Source organism: Bacillus sp. FSL R5-0443 (assembly GCF_038608285.1).
GTDB classification, from domain to species: domain Bacteria; phylum Bacillota; class Bacilli; order Bacillales; family Bacillaceae; genus Bacillus; species Bacillus velezensis.
In genome coordinates this window covers 3490163-3509465 of record NZ_CP152013.1, presented here as the reverse complement: position 1 = coordinate 3509465, position 19303 = coordinate 3490163, and the positions used below count along the sequence as shown (strand labels likewise).

Sequence of the window (19303 nt, the reverse complement as noted above, 5' to 3'; positions counted from 1 at the left end):
AAGAAAATAGGACGGATGTAACGGAGTTTTCTAAAGATATACAAATCACCTTCTCTATGAATTGATAATAGAGAAAAAGTACCCTTTATGGTAGAATTTTATTGGAGCTGATAGATATCATGTCTCTCGGCGCATTGATTCAGAGTGAAAAAGGAAATTAACGCATGCTAAAAAAATTGAAAATGCTTTATCGGCTGTTGAAATTCGGAAAAGGCTTATGGAGATAGCAAACAGAAAAAACCGTCCTTACAAGGACGGTTTTTTCTGTTTCCGGATTGTCCGGCTGAGGTTATAAAAAGCAGACCCCGGGGTAAAAACCATGCATAAGAAACAGCGGAGAACAAAACATAACTCAATAACGGCAAGTCATAAGGAGGTACGCATGTTTTCATTCATCATTCATGTCTTCATTTCACTGTTTGCAGTCTCCAATCCCATCGGAAACGTGCCGATTTTTCTTTCACTGACGGAAGGGTACTCGGAGAAAGAACGGACAGCGATCGCGCGCAAGGCTTCCGTGCTGTCGTTTATCATCTTGGCGGCTTTTTTAATCTTCGGCCATCTGATCTTTAAACTGTTTGACATTAACATTCATGCCTTACGTATCGCGGGCGGCATTTTTATTTTCGGCATCGCTTATAATCTTCTGAACGCGAAGAAATCTCATGTACAGTCTCTCCATCATGAAGAGAAAGGGGAGAGCAAGGAGAAAGCCGATATATCTGTGACGCCTTTGTCGATTCCGATTATCGCCGGACCCGGTACGATCGCGACGGTGATGAGTCTGTCGGCCGGCCATGGCGGCATCTTCCATTACATCAGCGTGCTTATCGGCATTGCGGCCGTCATCGCGATGACGTTCATCTTCTTTCACTATTCATCTTTCATCAGCAATAAGCTCGGGAAAACCGAAATGAACGTCATTACCCGACTGATGGGGCTGATTTTGGCGGTGGTGGCGATCGGCATGATCGGCGCCGGTCTGAAAGGCATGTTCCCGATATTGGTTTCCTGACTTAAAAAAGCAGCGCCCGGTTATCTTGGGGTGCTGCTTTTTTCTATTTTCGGCACATGCTGAAACACTTCTTCACTCTCAAAAAATTCTATCAAACGGCTCAGCCAGTCATAATAATGGAGCCAATCCGTCAGTTCATCCAAAAGCTGACGGGCTTTTTCTTCAATATCGGGACTGAGATTTTCCGATTCCAGAAGCTCAGTCAGCTCGCGGTTCAGCTTTTTATAGAGCATTTTGTTTTTGCTGACCGCTTTTGTCCAATTTGCCGTAAACAGGGAGATAAACGTCTGGTAATAATCACGCTCCACGTCATAAAGGTCTTTCCGAACGCCTTTTTCAAACACTTTTTCAGCCAGATTGACATCGGTCATTTCGCGGACCACCTGGCTCATCCTCGTTTTGCTCATCCCGGTCGCCTCTGACAGCTCATTTAACGTCATCGGCTTGCGGTTCATATAAATAATACCGAGCACACGTCCAAGTGTGGCCGGCATTCCGAATGTATGCATATTCTCGGCGATTCTCTCAATGAGATGCTCTTCAGCATGCCCGATGATATCAAGAGCGTTTTTTTCCACGGCTGATCATCCCTTCACTGGCTTTTCATGCTGACAATATATCATATTTTTTACAGTTGATGAAAAAGATGATGCGGCAGGATATGCGAGCTATCGGGAGCGATTGTAAGAACATCCGCATTGTCAGCGGGATAACATGAAAAAATACGTATATTGTATATAATTTCAACACATTGTAAACTTTTTATTTTACAAATTTCATCTTATAATAAAGATTATACTTTTCAGAAAAATAACGGAACCCTTCGGAGGTGCACGGATTGCTGAGATTAGAAAATGTATCAAAAGTCTATAAAGGCGGAAAAAAAGCTGTCAACAGCATTGATTTAAATATCGAAAAAGGCGAGTTTATTTGTTTTATCGGGCCGAGCGGCTGCGGAAAAACGACGACGATGAAAATGATTAACAGACTGATTGAGCCGTCATCCGGAAAGATTTTTATCGATGGCGAAAACATTATGGAGCAGGACCCGGTGGAGCTGAGACGGAAAATCGGCTACGTCATTCAGCAGATCGGACTTTTCCCTCATATGACCATTCAGCAGAACATTTCCCTCGTGCCGAAACTGCTGAAATGGCCGGAACAAAAGCGGAAGGAACGGGCGCGGGAGCTTTTGAAGCTCGTCGATATGGGCCCGGAATATTTAGACCGCTATCCTCACGAGCTGAGCGGGGGACAGCAGCAGAGAATCGGCGTGCTGCGCGCCCTTGCAGCGGAACCTCCCCTTATTCTCATGGATGAACCGTTCGGAGCGCTTGACCCGATTACGCGGGATTCCCTTCAGGAAGAATTCAAAAAACTGCAAAGAACATTGAATAAAACGATTGTGTTTGTAACCCACGATATGGATGAAGCCATTAAGCTGGCTGACCGGATCGTCATTTTAAAAGCGGGAGAGATCGTTCAGGCCGGCACTCCTGATGACATTCTCCGGAATCCGGCTAATGAGTTTGTCGAAGAATTTATCGGCAAAGAACGGTTATTGCAATCAAGACCGGATATTGAACGCGTCGAGCAGATGATGAATAAAAAGCCTGTCACCGTTACGGCGGACAAAACGCTTTCGCAGGCGATACAGGTGATGCGGGAACACCGTGTCGATTCCCTGCTTGTCGTTGATGACCTGAATGTGCTGCAAGGATATGTGGATGTCGAAATCATTGATCAGAACCGGAAAAAAGTGAGCCTCGTCGGCGACGTGCTCCGCTCTGATCTGTATACAGTCGAGCAGGGGACACTGCTGCGCGATACCGTACGCAAAATTTTAAAGCGCGGAATGAAATATGTACCCGTCGTTGATGAACAAAGGCATTTAGTCGGAATTGTCACGAGAGCGAGCCTTGTCGACATCGTTTACGATTCAATCTGGGGCGAGGAAGACCAGCTGGTGACAGGCTGACAAGGGGAGGAACGCTTACAATGAATGAAATGATCAAGTTTTTGCAGACGAACGGCGGAGAACTGTTATATAAAACGTGGGAGCATTTATACATTTCGATCATCGCCGTCATATTAGGCATTGTCGTCGCCGTTCCGCTCGGAGTGGCGCTGACGAGAATGAAAAAGGGCGCAGGCGCCGTCATCGGCGCCGTCAACATTGTGCAGACCTTGCCGAGTCTCGCGATACTGGCGTTTTTTATCCCGCTGTTAGGCGTGGGAAAGGTGCCCGCGATCGTCGCGCTGTTTTTCTATTCGGTGCTGCCGATTCTCCGGAACACGTATACCGGCATTCAAGGCGTAAACAAAAATCTGCTGGAATCGGGAAAAGGCATCGGCATGACGGTCTGGGAGCAGATCAGGCTTGTGGAACTGCCGCTTGCGGTTCCGGTGATCATGGCGGGCATCCGCACATCCACCATTTATCTGATCGGCTGGGCGACGCTTGCTTCCTTTATCGGGGGCGGCGGGCTCGGAGACTATATTTTTATCGGCCTGAATCTCTATCAGCCTGAATATATTATCGGCGGCGCCGTGCCGGTCACCATTTTAGCCATTATCATTGATTATCTGCTAGCGGCGACGGAACGGAAGGTGACGCCGAAAGGGCTGAAAGGACTGAAGGAAGTATCATAAGGAGTTGGCTGTTTTGAAAAAAAACCAAAAGAGATGGATGTGCGCACTGGCGCTGTCAGCTGCTCTGCTTCTAGGCGGCTGTTCCCTTCCCGGCCTGAGCGGGGCTTCCGATGATACGATTAAAATCGGGGCGCAAAGCATGACGGAATCAGAAATTATCGCCAATATGATCGCACAGATGATTGAGCACAATACAGACTTGAATACGGCATTAATTAAAAACCTCGGATCGAACTATGTCCAGCAGCAAGCGATGCTCGGCGGTGAAATCGATATCGCCGCGACGCGCTACTCGGGAACGGATTTAACGAGCACCCTCGGCATGGAAGCGGAAAAAGACCCGAAAAAAGCATTATCCATCGTACAGAAAGAATTTGAGAAACGCTTCCATTACAAATGGTTTGATTCTTACGGATTTGAGAACACATACGCTTTTACCGTCACGAAAGAGCTTGCGGAAAAAGACCATTTAGACAAAGTGTCCGATATTAAGAAGCATGCGGATCAATTTAAGCTCGGTGTAGACAATGCGTGGCTGAAAAGAAAAGGTGACGGCTATAAAGGCTTTACCGACACGTACGGTTTTGAATTCGGCACAACCTATCCGATGCAGATCGGACTTGTATACGATGCCGTGAAAAACGGGAAAATGGACGCCGTCCTCGCTTATTCAACGGACGGACGGATTAAAGCGTACGATCTGAAAATTTTAAAAGACGACAAGCAATTTTTCCCGCCGTATGACTGTTCGCCGGTCATTCCCGACAGCGTGCTGAAGCAGCATCCTGAACTGAAGGGCATTGTGAATAAACTGATCGGCAAAATCGATACGGAAACGATGCAGGAATTGAATTACGAGGTGGATGGCAAGCTGAAAGAACCGTCCGTCGTCGCTAAAGAATTTTTGGAGAAACATCATTATTTTGAATAAGAAATGAGGTGGGGCAAATGGAAGTGCTGCAGCAGCTCGGCACTTATTATTCTCAAAACGGCGCCTATGTGCTTCAGGAGTTTTACCGCCATTTTCTCATGTCGGTATACGGCGTTTTATTTGCGGCGATCGTCGGTGTCCCGCTCGGCATCTTCATTGCCAGGCACAGAACATTAAGCGGCTGGGTATTCGCGGTGACAAACGTGATTCAGACCGTGCCGGCGCTTGCGATGCTTGCGGTGCTGATGCTCGTCATGGGGCTCGGCGCCAATACGGTGATATTGTCGCTGTTTTTATATTCGCTTCTTCCGATCATCCGGAATACGTACACGGGAATCGCCAGCATTGAACACGCTTATCTTGAATCGGGAAAAGCGATGGGCATGACCAAATTTCAGGTGCTCCGCATGGTGGAGCTGCCGCTTGCGCTTTCCGTCATCATGGCGGGGCTGCGGACGGCGCTCGTCATCGCGATCGGTATTACGGCAATCGGTACGTTTGTCGGCGCGGGCGGACTCGGTGACATTATTGTCAGGGGCTCAAACGCCACGAACGGAACCGCGATTATTTTGGCCGGCGCCATTCCGACAGCGCTGATGGCCGTTATCGCAGATCTTGTGATGGCATGGCTGGAGCGGGCGCTGAGTCCGGTGAGAAAGAAAAAACGAACCAAAGCGCCGAATGCGGCATGAAAAAAACGCCTTGCGGGTCAGGGCGTTTTTTTCTTATGGCTTCGGAACATGCTTGAAAATTTCTTCGCTTTCAAAAAACTCGATCAGACGGCTGATCCAGTTGTAGTAATCAAGCCAATCCTTTAATTCTTTCAGCAGTTCGTTGATTTTTTCCTCAGCTTCTTCCGGCACGCCGTTTTCAAGGACGGCTGTCAGTTCGCGGTTCAGCTTTTTATGCATCATTTTATTTTTGCTGACGACCTTGCTCCATGTGGCCGTAAACAGCGTAATAAAGGTTTGGTAATAATCCTGCTCGACGTCGTATAAATCTTTGCGGACGCCTTTTTCAAACACTTTTTCCGCCAGATTGACGTCAAGCATTTCACGGACCGCCTGGCTCATTCTCGTTTTGCTCATGCCGGTCGCTTCTGATAATTCAGTTAAGGTCATCGGCTTGCGGTTCATATAAATAATGCCTAAAATGCGCCCCACCGTCGCGGGCATTCCGAATGTATGCATATTTTCAGCGATTCGTTCTATCAAATGATCTTCAGCTTGTTCGATTACGTGTAACGGATCTTTCTCCAACAGTTTCAATCCTTTCAGTCAGCAATTCCGATGTCAATATACCACATTTTTAAACCGGCGGAAATGCTCTTCCGAGAGAATTTGGCAGTAATCCGGAGCAATAAGAAGAACTTTGCCGGTCAATACGGGTTAATCAGTGCTTACACAACCTTTATATATAATATGGACAAATTGTAAACTTTTTAATTTACAAAGTTTAATTTATAATGGAAAACGTTCAATTGTCTGAAAAGTTAAATTTGAATTTAACGAATTGAATAAACTTAATTGTGGAGGTGTGAGTGTTTGCTGACATTAGAAAATGTCTCGAAAATGTATAAAGGCGGGAAAAAAGCCGTCAACAGCATCAACCTGAATATCGCCAAAGGCGAATTTATTTGTTTTATCGGGCCGAGCGGCTGCGGCAAAACGACGACGATGAAAATGATCAACCGCTTAATTGAACCGACAGAAGGCAGAATCCTGATAGAAGGCCGAAACATTATGGAACAAGACCCGGTGGAACTCAGAAGAAGCATCGGCTATGTCATCCAGCAGATCGGGCTGTTTCCGCATATGACCATTCAGCAGAACATTACGCTCGTTCCGAAGCTTTTAAAGCATCCTGCCGAAAAACGGAAGGAACGGGCGCGGGAGCTTTTAAAGCTCGTTGATATGGGGCCTGAATATTTAGACCGTTACCCTCATGAACTGAGCGGAGGACAGCAGCAGCGAATAGGTGTATTACGGGCACTTGCCGCAGAGCCGCCGCTCATCTTAATGGATGAACCGTTCGGGGCGCTTGACCCGATTACGAGAGATTCCCTTCAGGAAGAATTTAAAAAACTGCAAAAAACCTTACATAAAACCATCGTATTTGTTACCCATGATATGGACGAAGCCATCAAGCTTGCGGACAGAATCGTCATTCTGAAAGCGGGAGAAATCGTCCAGGCCGGAACGCCTGATGAGATTCTCAGATTTCCGGCGAATGAATTTGTTGAGGAGTTTATCGGCAAGGAACGGCTGATCCAATCATCCAGCCCTGATATTGAACGGGTGGAGCAGATCATGAATCCCGATCCCGTGACGGTAACACCTGAGAAAACACTGTCAGCCGCCATTCAGCTGATGCGTGCCGAGCGAGTGGATTCGCTGCTCGTCATTGATGAAAAGAACGTTCTCCAAGGTTATGTCGATGTGGAGATGATTGACCGCAAACGAAGACAAGCGGTAACCGTCGCGGAAGTGCTTGAGCGGGATCTGTACACGGTCAGAAGCGGCACTCTGCTTCGCGACGCCGTCCATAAAATTTTAAAAAGAGGCATGAAATTTGTGCCGGTCCTTGATGAAGCCGGCCGGCTAACGGGAATCGTGACAAGGGCAAGCCTCGTTGACATCGTCTATGACTCCATCTGGGGAGAAGAGAATCAGCTCGCGGTGATGTCATGAGGAGGCTTCAATTGATATGAATCAGACCGTGCAATTTTTACAGGCAAATGGAGGAGAGATGCTTTATAAAACATGGGAGCATCTGTACATCTCATTAATCGCCGTCATGGCGGGCATTCTCGCCGCCGTTCCGCTCGGCGTCCTGCTGACGAGGATGAAAAGAGGAGCCGGTGCCGTCATCGGCATCGTCAACATCATTCAAACCTTGCCGAGCCTTGCCATTCTTGCGTTTTTTATTCCGCTTTTAGGCGTAGGAAAGATCCCGGCCGTTGCGGCGCTGTTTTTCTATTCGATGCTGCCGATTCTCAGAAACACGTATACGGGGATTCTCGGCGTCAATCGGCATCTTTTGGAATCGGGAAAAGGAATCGGCATGACGGCATGGGAGCAGATCAGGCTTGTAGAGCTCCCGCTTGCCGCTCCGGTCATCATGGCGGGCATCAGGACGTCTTCGATTTATTTAATCGGCTGGGCGACGCTCGCCTCCTTTATCGGCGGAGGCGGGCTGGGAGATTACATTTTTATCGGCTTAAACCTTTATCAGCCGGAGTATATTATCGCAGGCGCCGTTCCGGTCACAGTGCTGGCGGCAGCCGTCGATTACATGCTGGGGATGACAGAACGGAAAGTCACGCCTGACGGGCTGAAAAGCATAAAGGACGCTTCATAAGGAGGAGGTCTCTCATGGGGAATAGATGCAAAAAACGGCTGCTCGCAATCGCCTGTATCGGCATGCTGCTCCTTGGCGGCTGTTCGCTCCCGGGATTGAGCGCCGCGTCGGAGGATACCATCAAAATCGGTGCGCAAAGCATGACCGAATCAGAAATCATCGCGAGCATGCTCGGACAGATGATCGAACATCATAGCGGGTTGAAGACAACGGTTATTAAAAATCTCGGCTCCAATGCCGTACAGCAGCAATCCTTGATAAACGGTGATATTGATATCGCCGCGACGCGCTATACAGGAGACGCGCTGACCGGGACGCTTCGCATGGAGCCGGAAAAAGACCCGGACAAAGCGCTGCGGCTCGTTCAGCGTGAATTTCAAAACAGATATGACATGAAATGGTTTGATTCTTACGGCTTTGATAATACATACGTCTTTACCGTTTCCGGACAGCTTGCCCGCAAGTACCATTTAGAATCGGTATCCGATGTCAAAAAAGAAGCGTCTCATCTGAAATTCGGCGTCGATAACTATTGGATGAAGCTGAGAGGCAACGGATATCAGGATTTTATGAACACATACGGAATGTCATTTGAAGGCACGTATCCGATGCAGATCGGCCTTGTTTACGACGCGCTGAAAAGCAGAAAGATGGATATCGCGCTCGCTTATTCCACCGACGGAAGAATCATCGCTTACGGACTGAAAACGCTGAAGGATGATAAGCGGTTCTTTCCTCCGTATGACTGTTCACCCGTCGTTCCGGATCAAGTATTAAAAGAGCATCCCGAACTGGAGGGCGTGATCAATAAAATGATCGGCGCGATTGATACAAAGATGATGCAGAAAATGAATTACGAAGTTGACGGCCGATTAAAAGAGCCGTCCGTCGTGGCCAAGGAATATTTAGAAAAACATCATTACTTTGAATAACGGAAAGGAGATGTGCGGATGGACACGATGAAGGAGCTGTTTACGTATTATGCTCAAAACGGCAGTTATGTTCTGTATGAGTGCTGGCGGCACTTTCTCATGTCGGCGTACGGCGTCGTTTTCGCCGCCATTCTCGCCATTCCGGCCGGAATTGTGACAGCAAGGCACGGGCGTCTCGCCGGCTGGGTGTTTGCTGTGGCGAACGTGATTCAAACCGTTCCGGCGCTTGCGATGCTCGCCGTCCTGATGCTCGTCATGGGACTCGGCGCCAATACGGTCATCACGGCTTTGTTTTTGTATTCACTGCTGCCGATTCTCAGAAATACGCACACGGGCATTATCAATATCGAGCACGCTTATCTCGAGTCGGGAAAAGCGATGGGCATGACGAAATACCAAATCCTTCGTATGGTGGAGCTGCCGCTTGCGCTTTCCGTCATTATGGCGGGTCTCCGAACGGCGCTCGTCATTGCTATCGGCATCACGGCGATCGGCACCTTCGTCGGGGCGGGCGGCCTCGGCGATATGATCGTCAGAGGGTCGAACGCGACAAACGGAACCGCTATTATTTTGGCGGGCGCCATTCCGACCGCGCTGATGGCGGTAGCCGCAGACCTGCTGATGGCGTGGCTGGAACGAGCCCTCAGCCCGGTGAAAAAACAAAAAAGAAAGCTGATCGTACGCTCAGCCTCATGAAAAAAAGCATTCTTCCGCGTGAAGGATGCTTTTTTTTGATTTCTTGATTAAATTTTGATAACTGCGCTGTAAAGTCTTACTTATCAAATAACAAAGCAGAGGGGTAATCATATGAGCAACATCTTAGAAACGAGACAGCTGCAAAAATCATTCGGCAGACAACAGGCAGTGGCTGATGTGTCTCTATCGGTTAAGCGAAACAGTATTTACGGCCTGCTCGGTCCGAACGGCGCGGGAAAATCAACGACACTTAAAATATTGACCGGCATGCTGCAGCAAACATCCGGCAAGGTTCTGTTCGACGGACATACATGGAAGCGCGAAGATTTGAAAAGCATCGGTTCCCTGATTGAAGCGCCGCCGCTTTACAGCAACCTGACAGCCGCTGAAAATCTGAAAGTCCGCTGCGTGATGCTCGGACTGCCTGATTCAAGGATTGCGGAAGTGTTGGAAATCACGGGATTAACGGGAACCGGAAAAAAGCGTGCCGGACAATTTTCCATGGGGATGAAACAGCGTCTCGGCATTGCGTTAGCATTATTAAACCGTCCGTCGCTTTTAATTCTTGATGAGCCGACAAACGGATTGGACCCGATGGGAATTCAGGATTTGCGGGAATTTATCCGCTCCCTGCCCGGACAGGGAATAACGGTTATTTTATCAAGCCACCTGTTATCAGAAGTCGAGCAGATCGCAGACCATATCGGAATCATCAGTGACGGCGTTTTAGGATATCAGGGAGAAATCAGCCGGGAAGACGATCTGGAGCGGCTGTTTCTGGAGGTTGTCAAATCGACACGGGAGAAAGCGGGGACTGGGAAATGATTCAGTACATGCAGGCGGAACACCTTACATCTAAAAGAACATTTATCAGAAAGCTGATCATTCTTATCCCGCTTCTGAACACGGCTTTTTCTTTTCTGCTGAATACGGCCTATTTTATGACGGGCACGTTCAATTGGTGGGCGGTTATTTTCATGCCGCTCATGATTGCTCTAATGTGCGGTTTATCTGTTAAAAAAGAGAAAAAATCTGCGATTGACCGCGCGGTGTACTCACTGCCGGCTGACTTGAAGAGCATATGGTTCTCAAAAATAAGCTTGATCGCGCTGTATTCACTCCTGTCGCAAATCGTCTTTTTAGTCATCATGTTTTTGCTTGGCCTTGTGTTTCCGGCAATTGCTGCGGTTCAGCTGAAAGGTATTGAAGCAAGCTCCCTTTTGTGGCTGACGACGCTTTGGGAAATCCCATTGTGCTTATGGATTGCCAGACAGTTCGGGTTTACGGCAGCCATTCTCGTGAATATGATCGCCGCCTTTGTTTTAGGCATTGTGCCGGCGTCAGGTTCATTGTGGTGGCTGAGTCCATGGAGCTGGTCAGTCCGGGTGATGTCACCGATTCTCGGGATCCATCCGAACGGAATTCCGCTTCCCGCAAACAGCGGCTTATTAAACGGAAACGTGATCATTCCGGCTATTATTCTTTCTATTCTTTCTTTTATCGCAATAAGTTTTGTTTCCGCCGTGTCTTTTTCAAAAGGGGGAAACCGGTCATGACCGTGCTTTTACGATATATGTGGGCCGATGTATTAAAAATGAAGCGCACGCCGCTCATATGGATGCATGCTGCGGCGCCGGTTTTATGCGCGGGATTTTTCCTGTTATATATGATGTATGGAAGGATTCAGGAGCCTTATGTGCTGTACAGCGTCTTCTTCAGCGCGATTGCCGTTTTATACCCTTTCATCATCAGTATTGTCTGCGGCATGTCTGCCTCCGTCGAGGAACAGGCGGGTCATTTTCAGATGATGCTGGCGGTTCCGTATTCTAAAATCATCAGTTTTGCGGGCAAGCTGCTTTTGCTGCTCCTATTGAATGTGTTATCGGCAGGTCTCGCCATCTGTCTTTATTTGGCGGGGATGAAATTTGTTCTTCACATCAATGATCTCCCGTATCTTCTCTTTTTAAAAGGAGGGGCATGGCTGATTGCCGGCAGTATTCCGCTTTATATGATGTCTTTTTTTGTCGGCATAAAGTACGGCATGGGACCGACCGGGCTTTTAGGGGGTGCGGGATTATTAATGGCGGCGCTCATGAATACGGGACTTGGCGATATCATCTGGCGTTTTTTCCCGTGGGCATGGAGCGTGCGGCTTTCAGGCCTTGCAGGACTGCTGCATTTTGACAAAGTCAAAAAAGAGTTCCTCCCTTATGTAAGATACGATATGAGATTCGGAGAAATAATGTTATATTTTTCTATAGTGATATTATGTCTGGCCGGCCTCTATTGGTGCAGAAGATGGGAAGGGCGGCGTTCATATGAATAAAGGCAAGGAGCGATTCGGCCGGTGGCAAACATTTTAGCAATTGATGATGAAAAAGATATTCTCGTTCTGATCAGAAACATTTTACAGCGTGATCAGCATACAGTAACGATTCTGGAAAAAGCGGAGGATCAGTCATTGGATTTTTTTCAAGGCTATGATTTGATTCTTCTTGATGTCATGATGCCCGGAACAGACGGGATTGAACTCTGCCGGCGGATTCGGCCGCTGGTGGACAGCCCGATCCTGTTTTTAACGGCAAAGTCTGACGAAGAATCCATTGTGAAAGGCCTCATGACAGGCGCTGATGATTACATCACAAAGCCGTTCGGCGTACAGGAATTGATGGCAAGGGTAAACGCGCATGTCAGAAGGGAACGGCGGGAAAAGCGTCAGACGAAACGGCTGATATCAGGCTTCATGTTTGATTTTGACAATAAAGAAGTATGGATTGATGACCGGAAACTGCCTCTTACGAAAAACGAATATAAAATCGTTGAATGTCTGGCACAGCATAAAAACAGAACATTCTCACGGGAGCAGATTTACGAGGAAGTGTACGGCTTGGACGGCGATGCGCTCTATTCAACCATTACGGAGTTTATCAGAACCATCCGGAAAAAATGTAAAGAACACGGGGCTGATCCGATCAAAACGGTGTGGGGTGTCGGATACAAATGGGAATAGCAAAAGGAAAATCCAGCATCCGCAAAGAGCTTGTCAAATTTACGATCATACTGTGTCTGAGCACGATGGGGGTGGCGGCATTATGTGTCGCCTTAAATGCCATTGCTATGAATGCCGGAGCGATCCTGCCCGCAAACTACAGCGAGCATGAGGCGGAACAGATCAAACCCCGCCTGAAATCAGCGGAAAAGATAACAGAAGACATGATCCCCGCAGGTATGACATACGCCGTTTTTGATAAAAAAACAAAGCGGATGATAAAAGGAACGATGACGGAACAAGATGCGGCCAACGCGAGAAAAAAGATTCAGCATCAGCCGTATTTTAATTATGCTCAAAAAGGATTCATGGTGATAAATCGGAAAGATGAATACGGCGTTCTCCAATATTCACTCAGGTCGGAATTTCAGTCGCCGCTGTTAAGGCGCTATCTGCCGAATTATGAATGGACGGGTCTTACGATTCTGATCACTTTGCTTCTTTTGACCGTTTTTATTGTGACGACGCGTTTCGCCAATCAGCTGAGACGGCATTTCAGCACACTCAGCTCCATTACGGCAAGCATTCAAAAACAGAATTTAAATATCAATCCAAAAAGGTCGCGTATAAAAGAATTTGACGATGTCATTGACTCTCTGCTGAAAATGAAAGACGCGCTTCAGGCATCTCTGGCGGCGCAATGGGAGGCGGAGCGGATAAAGAAAGAACAAATCGGCGCGCTTGCGCATGATATTAAAATTCCGGCAACGATCATTAAAGGAAATGCCGAACTGCTTCAGTTAACAGAACCTGATGAGGAGCAGGCGGAATATGCGCAGTATATTCTGGATGCCGGAAACAAAATCGAGCATTATGTCGGACAGCTGATCCAGCTTTCTAAAGCGGAGGAGGCAGTTGCCGTTCATGTGGAATATACCGACCTCAAAGAGTGGATTCAAAACATATATCGTGACGCGGCGGCGCTTGCGGGGCCGAAACAGATTGATCTCGTCCTCAGCGAACGGGGAATTGACCGAATAGAAGCGCCGATCGATCATGAGATGCTCCACAGGGCGGTCATGAATATCGCGGCAAATGCCGTCGACTATACGCCGGAAGGAGGGGAAATCCGTGTGGACGTCCTGTGCACCGATTCCGCCCTCCATCTCGCCGTATCCGACAGCGGAAGCGGGTTCTCGCCGGAAGCGCTGAAAAGAGCGACACAGCTTTTTTACACGGAAGATAAAAGCAGACATTCGGCGGGGCATCACGGCATGGGGCTTACATTCGCCCATCATGTCGTACATCTTCACCACGGCGAATTAATACTTGAAAATCAGGAGTCTGGAGGAGCCCGGGCGGAGATTCGAATTCCGCTGGAAGGCGTCAGACAAAAACAAGCCCTGCACGCCTGAGGGCTTGTTTTTCTGTTTAAGAAAAGCAAAAATAAAAACGGCTGTCCGTTTGAAAGATCAGCCGCTTATGCGGAAAAGAGTTTATCAGGAAGGATCAATCCATGTTGAAGACCACTTGGAAATTTCCTCTAAAATAGGGGCTAATGCGCAGCCTTTTTCCGTTAAAGAATACTCAATGCGGACAGGCGTTTCGGGGATAACATCCCGTTTGATGACACCTTCTGTTTCAAGTTCTTTCAGACGTTCTGACAAGACTCTTCCGCTTAAATTCGGAAGCGCCGCTTCAATTTCGCTAAATCGCTGCTGTCCGTTCAATAACTGAAAGACGATTAGAGCCACCCAGCGTTTACTTAGGATGTCGACCGCTTTTTCGAATCTGGGGCACATTTCTGATTGGTTCATGCTTTTTCACCTCGTCTTCTGCTATTATACCGCAAAATCGGAGGGAACGTACGTCTGGCGCTTGTTAAGTTGAGGAGAGGATCAAAAAGAGGATGAGGAATCCGGGGAGCGCTTTTTCGCTTCAGCCGCGATAAAATCAAAGTATTTGCTGACGCTTTCAATATCTTCTTTTGTGAAATGCTGCCACTTTTTGCTGTCAAACAGCGGCAGATGGTCCGCGCCTCTGTCAACGGCGGTCTGATAGATGGCGCAGATGGATTGATAGCTTTCGGAGGTTTCGCGGATTTCTTCCTGAAATGCCTTGATGTGTCCGGCCCGCGCCATTAACTCCTCGTACGGAATTTTTAATGTGTCCGCCAATTTTCGGATGGTCGCGGGTTTAGGAATGCCGCGGTGCCCGTTTTCAATTCTGGAAATGGTCGCCGAGCTGACGCCGGAATAGACGGCAAGCTGATTGACGGTAAGCTTCCGGGCGCGGCGCAGCTCTCTTAATTGCTTTCCGAATGTGTTCAATAAGATCGCCTCACATGTGCAAAGTCATGAGTCTTCATTTGTTCTTTTTTTGGCTTCAGCCGATAAGAACGCAAAGTATTTATCAAGCAGAACCAAGTCTTCTTTCGACAGGTGCCGCCAGTTCTCCCGCTCCAATAGGGATAAATCATGCAGCTCATACGTTTCGGCTTTTTCCAGCAAGGTGCAGCCCGTGTCGTACGGGGCTCTCGTTTCCTGAACGGTCTCTATGTATCCCGCCGTCTGCATCAGTTCCTCATACGGGATTTTTAACGCATCTGCGAGCTTTTTAATGGTTGCAGGTTTCGGCACCCCGCGTTTGCCGTTTTCAATCCGCGAGATTCCCGCGGCGCTGACGCCTGAATACGTTGCCAGCTGGTTCACTGTCAGATGCCTTTTTTCCCGCAATGTCCGCAATTGTTTCCCGAAGCTTTCCACAGTCTCTCCCCCTCCCGCGGTCTATTTATATTCTAGTATGTTTATTGACTAAAGGGAATAGCCAGGCTGGAAAAGTATTGACAAAAGTTAACAAAAGCCGTATCTTATGTATAAGAAAGAAAGTATTTGACAGAACGGAAGGTGAAGAAAGTGGTCGAAAAGATACAGATCAGAAGAGATTATGTGCTGCAGTATATGGTCAATAATGACTACTCGTTAAACCAGCTCGCCCTGGAGATCGGAATATCTCCCGCCACACTGAGCCGTGTACTGAATGGAGAGCGGAGGCCGGGCCAGCTGGTCATCGGAAAAATGCTCTATTACTTTGACATGAAATTTGAAGATCTTTTTTACTACGACTTTGTTGACAAAAGTCAATGATGATGGAAAATTCAAACGCATTTCCGTTTTTCTGACATGATGTGCACCGATACGGCGTGACATGCCTTTGTTTTTCATGTAAAATAGAAGCAATGTAGGCCAGTCAGTCTGGAGGTGTATGGGATGCACACATTATTGATTACCTTATTGGTCATCGTCAGTATTGCACTTATTATTGTCGTATTGCTTCAAACCAGCAAAAGCGCCGGTTTATCGGGTGCAATTTCAGGCGGGGCGGAGCAGCTTTTCGGAAAACAGAAAGCAAGGGGCCTTGATCTGATTCTTCACCGCACAACCGTTGTGCTGGCAGTCTTGTTTTTCGTGTTGACGATTTCGCTGGCGTATATCGTATAAGGCAATGTTTGTATAAGGTCTGATTTAATATCAGGCCTTTTTCTTGTTGAGAGACGGCGTTTGTTTCTCGCAAAACTGTGGAAAACTAAATTGAATGTGCAAAAAAGGGGTTATGAGCATGAAAATTGTGACACCAAAACCATTTACATTTAAAGGCGGAGACAAAGCGGTGCTTCTGCTGCACGGATTTACGGGAAATACGGCAGACGTCAGAATGCTCGGCCGCTACTTGAATGAGCGCGGCTACACTTGTCACGCGCCTCAATATAAAGGGCACGGCGTTCCGCCGGAAGAGCTGGTACATACAGGGCCTGAAGATTGGTGGAAAGACGTCATGGACGGTTATGAATATTTACGGTCTGAAGGCTATGAAAACATTGCGGCCTGCGGACTGTCGCTTGGCGGGGTTTTTTCATTGAAATTGGGTTACACTGTACCCATAAAGGGAATTGTTCCTATGTGTGCGCCGATGCACATTAAAAGTGAAGAGGTTATGTACGAAGGAGTTCTCTCCTACGCGCGCAATTATAAAAAATTCGAAGGAAAACAGCCGGAGCAGATTGAAAAGGAAATGAAGGAGTTTGAAAAAACACCGATGAATACGCTCAAATCGCTTCAGGAGCTGATTGCCGATGTGCGCAAAAACGTCGACATGATCTATTCCCCGACATTTGTGGTTCAGGCACGGCATGACCATATGATTAATACAGAAAGTGCGAACATCATTTACAACGAGGTGGAAACGGACGACAAACAGCTGAAATGGTATGAAGAATCAGGTCATGTCATTACGCTCGATAAAGAACGGGACCTCGTTCATCAGGATGTGTACGAATTTTTAGAGAAACTCGATTGGTAACAAACAGGAGGTCGAATAATGGAAAAAGAAGCGTTTATGGACCGTCTTCTCGCGTTTATGAAGGAAGAGGCGTACAAGCCCCTTACCGTTCAGGAACTTGAGGAGATGCTGAACATCACGGAAGCAGATGAATTTAAAGAGCTGGTAAAAGCGCTGGTGGCGCTCGAGGAGACGGGACAGATCGTCCGCACCAGAAGCAACCGCTACGGGCTTCCGGAAAAAATGAATTTAGTAAAAGGAAAAATTTCCGCGCATGCAAAGGGATTCGCGTTTCTATTGCCGGAGGATACCTCTTTAAGCGATGTGTTTATTCCGCCGAATGAGCTGAATACGGCCATGAACGGCGATATCGTCATGGTTCGGCTCAATTCCCAGTCAAGCGGATCGAGACAGGAAGGCACGGTCATCCGCATCTTGGAAAGAAGCATCGACCGCGTCGTGGGCACATACACAGAAACGAAAAGCTTCGGTTTTGTCATCCCGGATGATAAGAAAATCACGAGTGATATTTTTATTCCGAAACATGCCAATAACGGCGCTGCGGAAGGCCATAAAGTCGTCGTCAAACTGACAAGCTACCCTGAAGGCAGAATGAACGCCGAAGGAGAAATCGTTGAAATACTCGGCCATAAAAATGATCCGGGCATCGATATTTTATCAATTATCCATAAGCACGGCCTGCCGGGAGATTTTCCGGCTGAAGCGATGGAGCAGGCAACAAGCACGCCGGATACCATCGATGAAAAAGACATCAAAGACCGCCGTGATCTCCGCGATCAGGTCATTGTCACCATTGACGGCGCGGATGCGAAGGATCTGGATGACGCCGTCACCGTGACAAAGCTTGATAACGGCAGCTACAAGCTCGGCGTCCATATTGCGGACGTCAGCCATTACGTCACGGAGAATTCCCCGATTGACAAAGAAGCGCTGGAAAGAGGGACAAGCGTGTACTTGGTTGACCGGGTCATTCCGATGATTCCGCACAGACTGTCTAACGGAATCTGTTCTTTAAATCCGAAGGTCGACCGGCTGACGCTTTCCTGCGAAATGACAATCAACCAGCAGGGCCAGGTGACAGAGCACGAGATCTTCCAAAGCGTCATTAAAACGACGGAAAGAATGACCTATTCAGATGTCAACCAGATACTCACAGAAGACGACGCCGAGCTGAAAGAAAGATATGAGCCGCTCGTCCCGATGTTTAAAGACATGGAACGTCTGGCGGAAATTCTCCGGGCGAAACGGATGGACCGCGGCGCCGTGGATTTTGATTTCAAAGAGGCGAAAGTGCTCGTCGATGAGGAAGGCGCCGTTAAAGACGTCGTCATCAGAGAGCGCTCAGTAGCGGAAAAGCTGATTGAAGAATTCATGCTTGTCGCAAACGAAACGGTGGCCGAGCACTTCCATTGGATGAACGTGCCGTTTATTTACCGGATTCACGAAGAGCCGAACGCCGAAAAACTGCAAAAGTTCTTGGAGTTCGTCACGACATTCGGTTATATCGTTAAAGGAAAAGCCGGAGACATTCATCCGCGCGCGCTGCAAAGCATTCTTGATGAAGTGCGGGACCGTCCGGAAGAAACGGTGATTTCAACCGTCATGCTCCGTTCCATGAAGCAGGCGAAATACGACCCGCACAGCTTGGGCCATTTCGGGCTGGCGACTGAATTTTATACGCACTTCACATCGCCGATCCGCCGCTATCCTGACTTAATCGTTCACAGGCTGATCAGAACGTATTTGATCAACGGACAATCGGACGAAGCGACTCAAGAAAAGTGGGCCGAACGCCTTCCGGAAATCGCTGACCATACGTCAACGATGGAACGGCGCGCCGTTGATGCAGAGCGGGAAACGGACGATCTGAAAAAAGCGGAATATATGCTTGATAAAATCGGCGAGGAATTTGACGGCATGATCAGTTCCGTCACGAATTTCGGAATGTTTGTCGAGCTGCCGAATACGATTGAAGGTCTTGTGCACGTCAGCTTTATGACGGATGATTATTACCGTTTTGACGAGCAGCATTTCGCCATGATCGGCGAACGCACGGGCAACGTTTACCGGATCGGAGATGAAATCACGGTCAAAGTCGTCGACGTCAATAAAGATGAGAGAAACATCGACTTTGAAATTGTCGGCATGAAAGGCACCCGCCGTCCGAGAGAAACGACAGGCGACCGCAGAAAACGCGGCAGACCGGCGCGGAAACGTGTGTTAAACAGCAATACCCCGGCTTCACCGCCGAAATCGGAGGAAAAAGGGGAATGGTTTACAAAACCGAAGAAGAAAAAGAAAAAACGCGGTTTCCAAAACGCGCCGAAACAAAAACGCAAAAAGAAGAAGTAAATGCGAAAAGCAAATGG

Annotated in this window: 23 protein-coding genes; 18 read left to right on the top strand and 5 right to left on the bottom strand. The window is 48.0% G+C overall.

What is annotated here, in order from left to right; all coding sequences use genetic code 11:
* The first annotated feature begins 382 nt into the window (after nt 1–382).
* Nucleotides 383–1015, top strand: coding sequence for an NAAT family transporter (locus NYE28_RS17715; protein WP_007409973.1), 633 nt, complete (start codon nt 383–385; stop codon nt 1013–1015).
* A 20-nt stretch (nt 1016–1035) separates the two neighbouring features.
* On the opposite strand, the gene NYE28_RS17710 is transcribed toward NYE28_RS17715, so the two are convergent.
* Nucleotides 1036–1593, bottom strand: coding sequence for a GbsR/MarR family transcriptional regulator (locus tag NYE28_RS17710; protein ID WP_059367788.1), 558 nt, complete (start codon nt 1591–1593; stop codon nt 1036–1038).
* A gap of 260 nt (nt 1594–1853) precedes the next feature.
* Here NYE28_RS17710 and opuCA point away from each other — a divergent pair, with 260 nt between their 5' ends.
* The 4 genes from opuCA to opuCD are packed head-to-tail and all read left to right on the top strand — an operon-like array spanning nt 1854 to nt 5290.
* Complete coding sequence (gene opuCA / locus NYE28_RS17705; protein ID WP_115996705.1) at nt 1854–2993, top strand: osmoprotectant ABC transporter ATP-binding protein OpuCA; 1140 nt, start codon at nt 1854–1856, stop codon at nt 2991–2993.
* Nucleotides 2994–3013: 20 nt separating this feature from the next.
* Nucleotides 3014–3667, top strand: a complete 654-nt coding sequence (locus tag NYE28_RS17700) for an ABC transporter permease (RefSeq protein WP_003151654.1) — start codon at nt 3014–3016, stop codon at nt 3665–3667.
* Nucleotides 3668–3704: 37 nt separating this feature from the next.
* The gene (opuCC, locus tag NYE28_RS17695) at nt 3705–4598 is read left to right on the top strand and encodes an osmoprotectant ABC transporter substrate-binding lipoprotein OpuCC (RefSeq protein WP_087920808.1); all 894 of its coding nucleotides are present in this window, start codon (nt 3705–3707) and stop codon (nt 4596–4598) included.
* A gap of 17 nt (nt 4599–4615) precedes the next feature.
* Nucleotides 4616–5290, top strand: coding sequence for a glycine betaine/carnitine/choline/choline sulfate ABC transporter permease OpuCD (gene opuCD / locus NYE28_RS17690; RefSeq protein ID WP_012118473.1), 675 nt, complete (start codon nt 4616–4618; stop codon nt 5288–5290).
* Between the two features lie 33 nt (nt 5291–5323).
* Here opuCD and NYE28_RS17685 read toward each other — a convergent pair whose 3' ends face one another.
* Nucleotides 5324–5857, bottom strand: a complete 534-nt coding sequence (locus NYE28_RS17685) for a GbsR/MarR family transcriptional regulator (protein WP_003151660.1) — start codon at nt 5855–5857, stop codon at nt 5324–5326.
* A 285-nt stretch (nt 5858–6142) separates the two neighbouring features.
* Here NYE28_RS17685 and NYE28_RS17680 point away from each other — a divergent pair, with 285 nt between their 5' ends.
* From NYE28_RS17680 to NYE28_RS17640, 9 genes are all read left to right on the top strand, one after another.
* Entirely contained in the window at nt 6143–7288 is a 1146-nt protein-coding gene (locus NYE28_RS17680; RefSeq protein WP_014418902.1) for a betaine/proline/choline family ABC transporter ATP-binding protein, read from the top strand.
* A gap of 16 nt (nt 7289–7304) precedes the next feature.
* Entirely contained in the window at nt 7305–7958 is a 654-nt protein-coding gene (locus NYE28_RS17675) for an ABC transporter permease (RefSeq protein ID WP_007409977.1), read from the top strand.
* Between the two features lie 62 nt (nt 7959–8020).
* On the top strand, nt 8021–8890 hold the full coding sequence (locus NYE28_RS17670; RefSeq protein WP_223252814.1) for an osmoprotectant ABC transporter substrate-binding protein: 870 nt from the start codon (nt 8021–8023) through the stop codon (nt 8888–8890).
* Between the two features lie 18 nt (nt 8891–8908).
* Nucleotides 8909–9586, top strand: a complete 678-nt coding sequence (locus NYE28_RS17665) for an ABC transporter permease (RefSeq protein ID WP_040238875.1) — start codon at nt 8909–8911, stop codon at nt 9584–9586.
* A gap of 111 nt (nt 9587–9697) precedes the next feature.
* Nucleotides 9698–10411 (top strand): lantibiotic protection ABC transporter ATP-binding protein, encoded by a 714-nt coding sequence (locus NYE28_RS17660; RefSeq protein ID WP_007613824.1) that lies wholly within the window; start codon nt 9698–9700, stop codon nt 10409–10411.
* On the top strand, nt 10408–11142 hold the full coding sequence (locus NYE28_RS17655; RefSeq protein ID WP_342490192.1) for a lantibiotic immunity ABC transporter MutE/EpiE family permease subunit: 735 nt from the start codon (nt 10408–10410) through the stop codon (nt 11140–11142). Before NYE28_RS17660 ends, NYE28_RS17655 begins: the two co-directional genes overlap by 4 nt.
* The gene (locus NYE28_RS17650) at nt 11139–11912 is read left to right on the top strand and encodes a lantibiotic immunity ABC transporter MutG family permease subunit (RefSeq protein ID WP_342490191.1); all 774 of its coding nucleotides are present in this window, start codon (nt 11139–11141) and stop codon (nt 11910–11912) included. Before NYE28_RS17655 ends, NYE28_RS17650 begins: the two co-directional genes overlap by 4 nt.
* 21 nt (nt 11913–11933) lie before the next feature.
* Nucleotides 11934–12596: a response regulator transcription factor gene (locus tag NYE28_RS17645; protein WP_332275764.1), complete on the top strand. Its 663-nt coding sequence runs from the start codon at nt 11934–11936 to the stop codon at nt 12594–12596.
* A complete protein-coding gene (locus tag NYE28_RS17640) occupies nt 12587–13990 on the top strand; it encodes a HAMP domain-containing sensor histidine kinase (RefSeq protein ID WP_342490190.1) in 1404 nt (467 codons plus the stop codon). The genes NYE28_RS17645 and NYE28_RS17640 overlap by 10 nt, the downstream gene beginning before the upstream one ends.
* 84 nt (nt 13991–14074) lie before the next feature.
* On the opposite strand, the gene NYE28_RS17635 is transcribed toward NYE28_RS17640, so the two are convergent.
* From NYE28_RS17635 to NYE28_RS17625, 3 genes are all read right to left on the bottom strand, one after another.
* Nucleotides 14075–14392, bottom strand: a complete 318-nt coding sequence (locus tag NYE28_RS17635) for a winged helix-turn-helix transcriptional regulator (protein WP_003151672.1) — start codon at nt 14390–14392, stop codon at nt 14075–14077.
* 81 nt (nt 14393–14473) lie between these two features.
* Complete coding sequence (locus NYE28_RS17630) at nt 14474–14905, bottom strand: helix-turn-helix transcriptional regulator (RefSeq protein WP_069007388.1); 432 nt, start codon at nt 14903–14905, stop codon at nt 14474–14476.
* A 24-nt stretch (nt 14906–14929) separates the two neighbouring features.
* Nucleotides 14930–15340: a helix-turn-helix transcriptional regulator gene (locus tag NYE28_RS17625; protein WP_003151677.1), complete on the bottom strand. Its 411-nt coding sequence runs from the start codon at nt 15338–15340 to the stop codon at nt 14930–14932.
* A gap of 195 nt (nt 15341–15535) precedes the next feature.
* On the opposite strand from NYE28_RS17625, the gene NYE28_RS17620 reads away from it, so the two are divergent.
* From NYE28_RS17620 to rnr, 4 genes are all read left to right on the top strand, one after another.
* Nucleotides 15536–15721, top strand: coding sequence for a helix-turn-helix transcriptional regulator (locus tag NYE28_RS17620; protein WP_087920807.1), 186 nt, complete (start codon nt 15536–15538; stop codon nt 15719–15721).
* 123 nt (nt 15722–15844) lie between these two features.
* The gene (gene secG / locus NYE28_RS17615) at nt 15845–16075 is read left to right on the top strand and encodes a preprotein translocase subunit SecG (protein WP_003151681.1); all 231 of its coding nucleotides are present in this window, start codon (nt 15845–15847) and stop codon (nt 16073–16075) included.
* A gap of 118 nt (nt 16076–16193) precedes the next feature.
* The gene (locus NYE28_RS17610) at nt 16194–16934 is read left to right on the top strand and encodes a carboxylesterase (protein ID WP_007409986.1); all 741 of its coding nucleotides are present in this window, start codon (nt 16194–16196) and stop codon (nt 16932–16934) included.
* Nucleotides 16935–16952: 18 nt separating this feature from the next.
* Nucleotides 16953–19286 carry a ribonuclease R gene (gene rnr / locus NYE28_RS17605; protein WP_015240595.1) on the top strand — a complete coding sequence of 778 codons (2334 nt, stop codon included), beginning with the start codon at nt 16953–16955 and terminating at the stop codon, nt 19284–19286.
* The last annotated feature ends 17 nt before the right edge of the window (nt 19287–19303 follow it).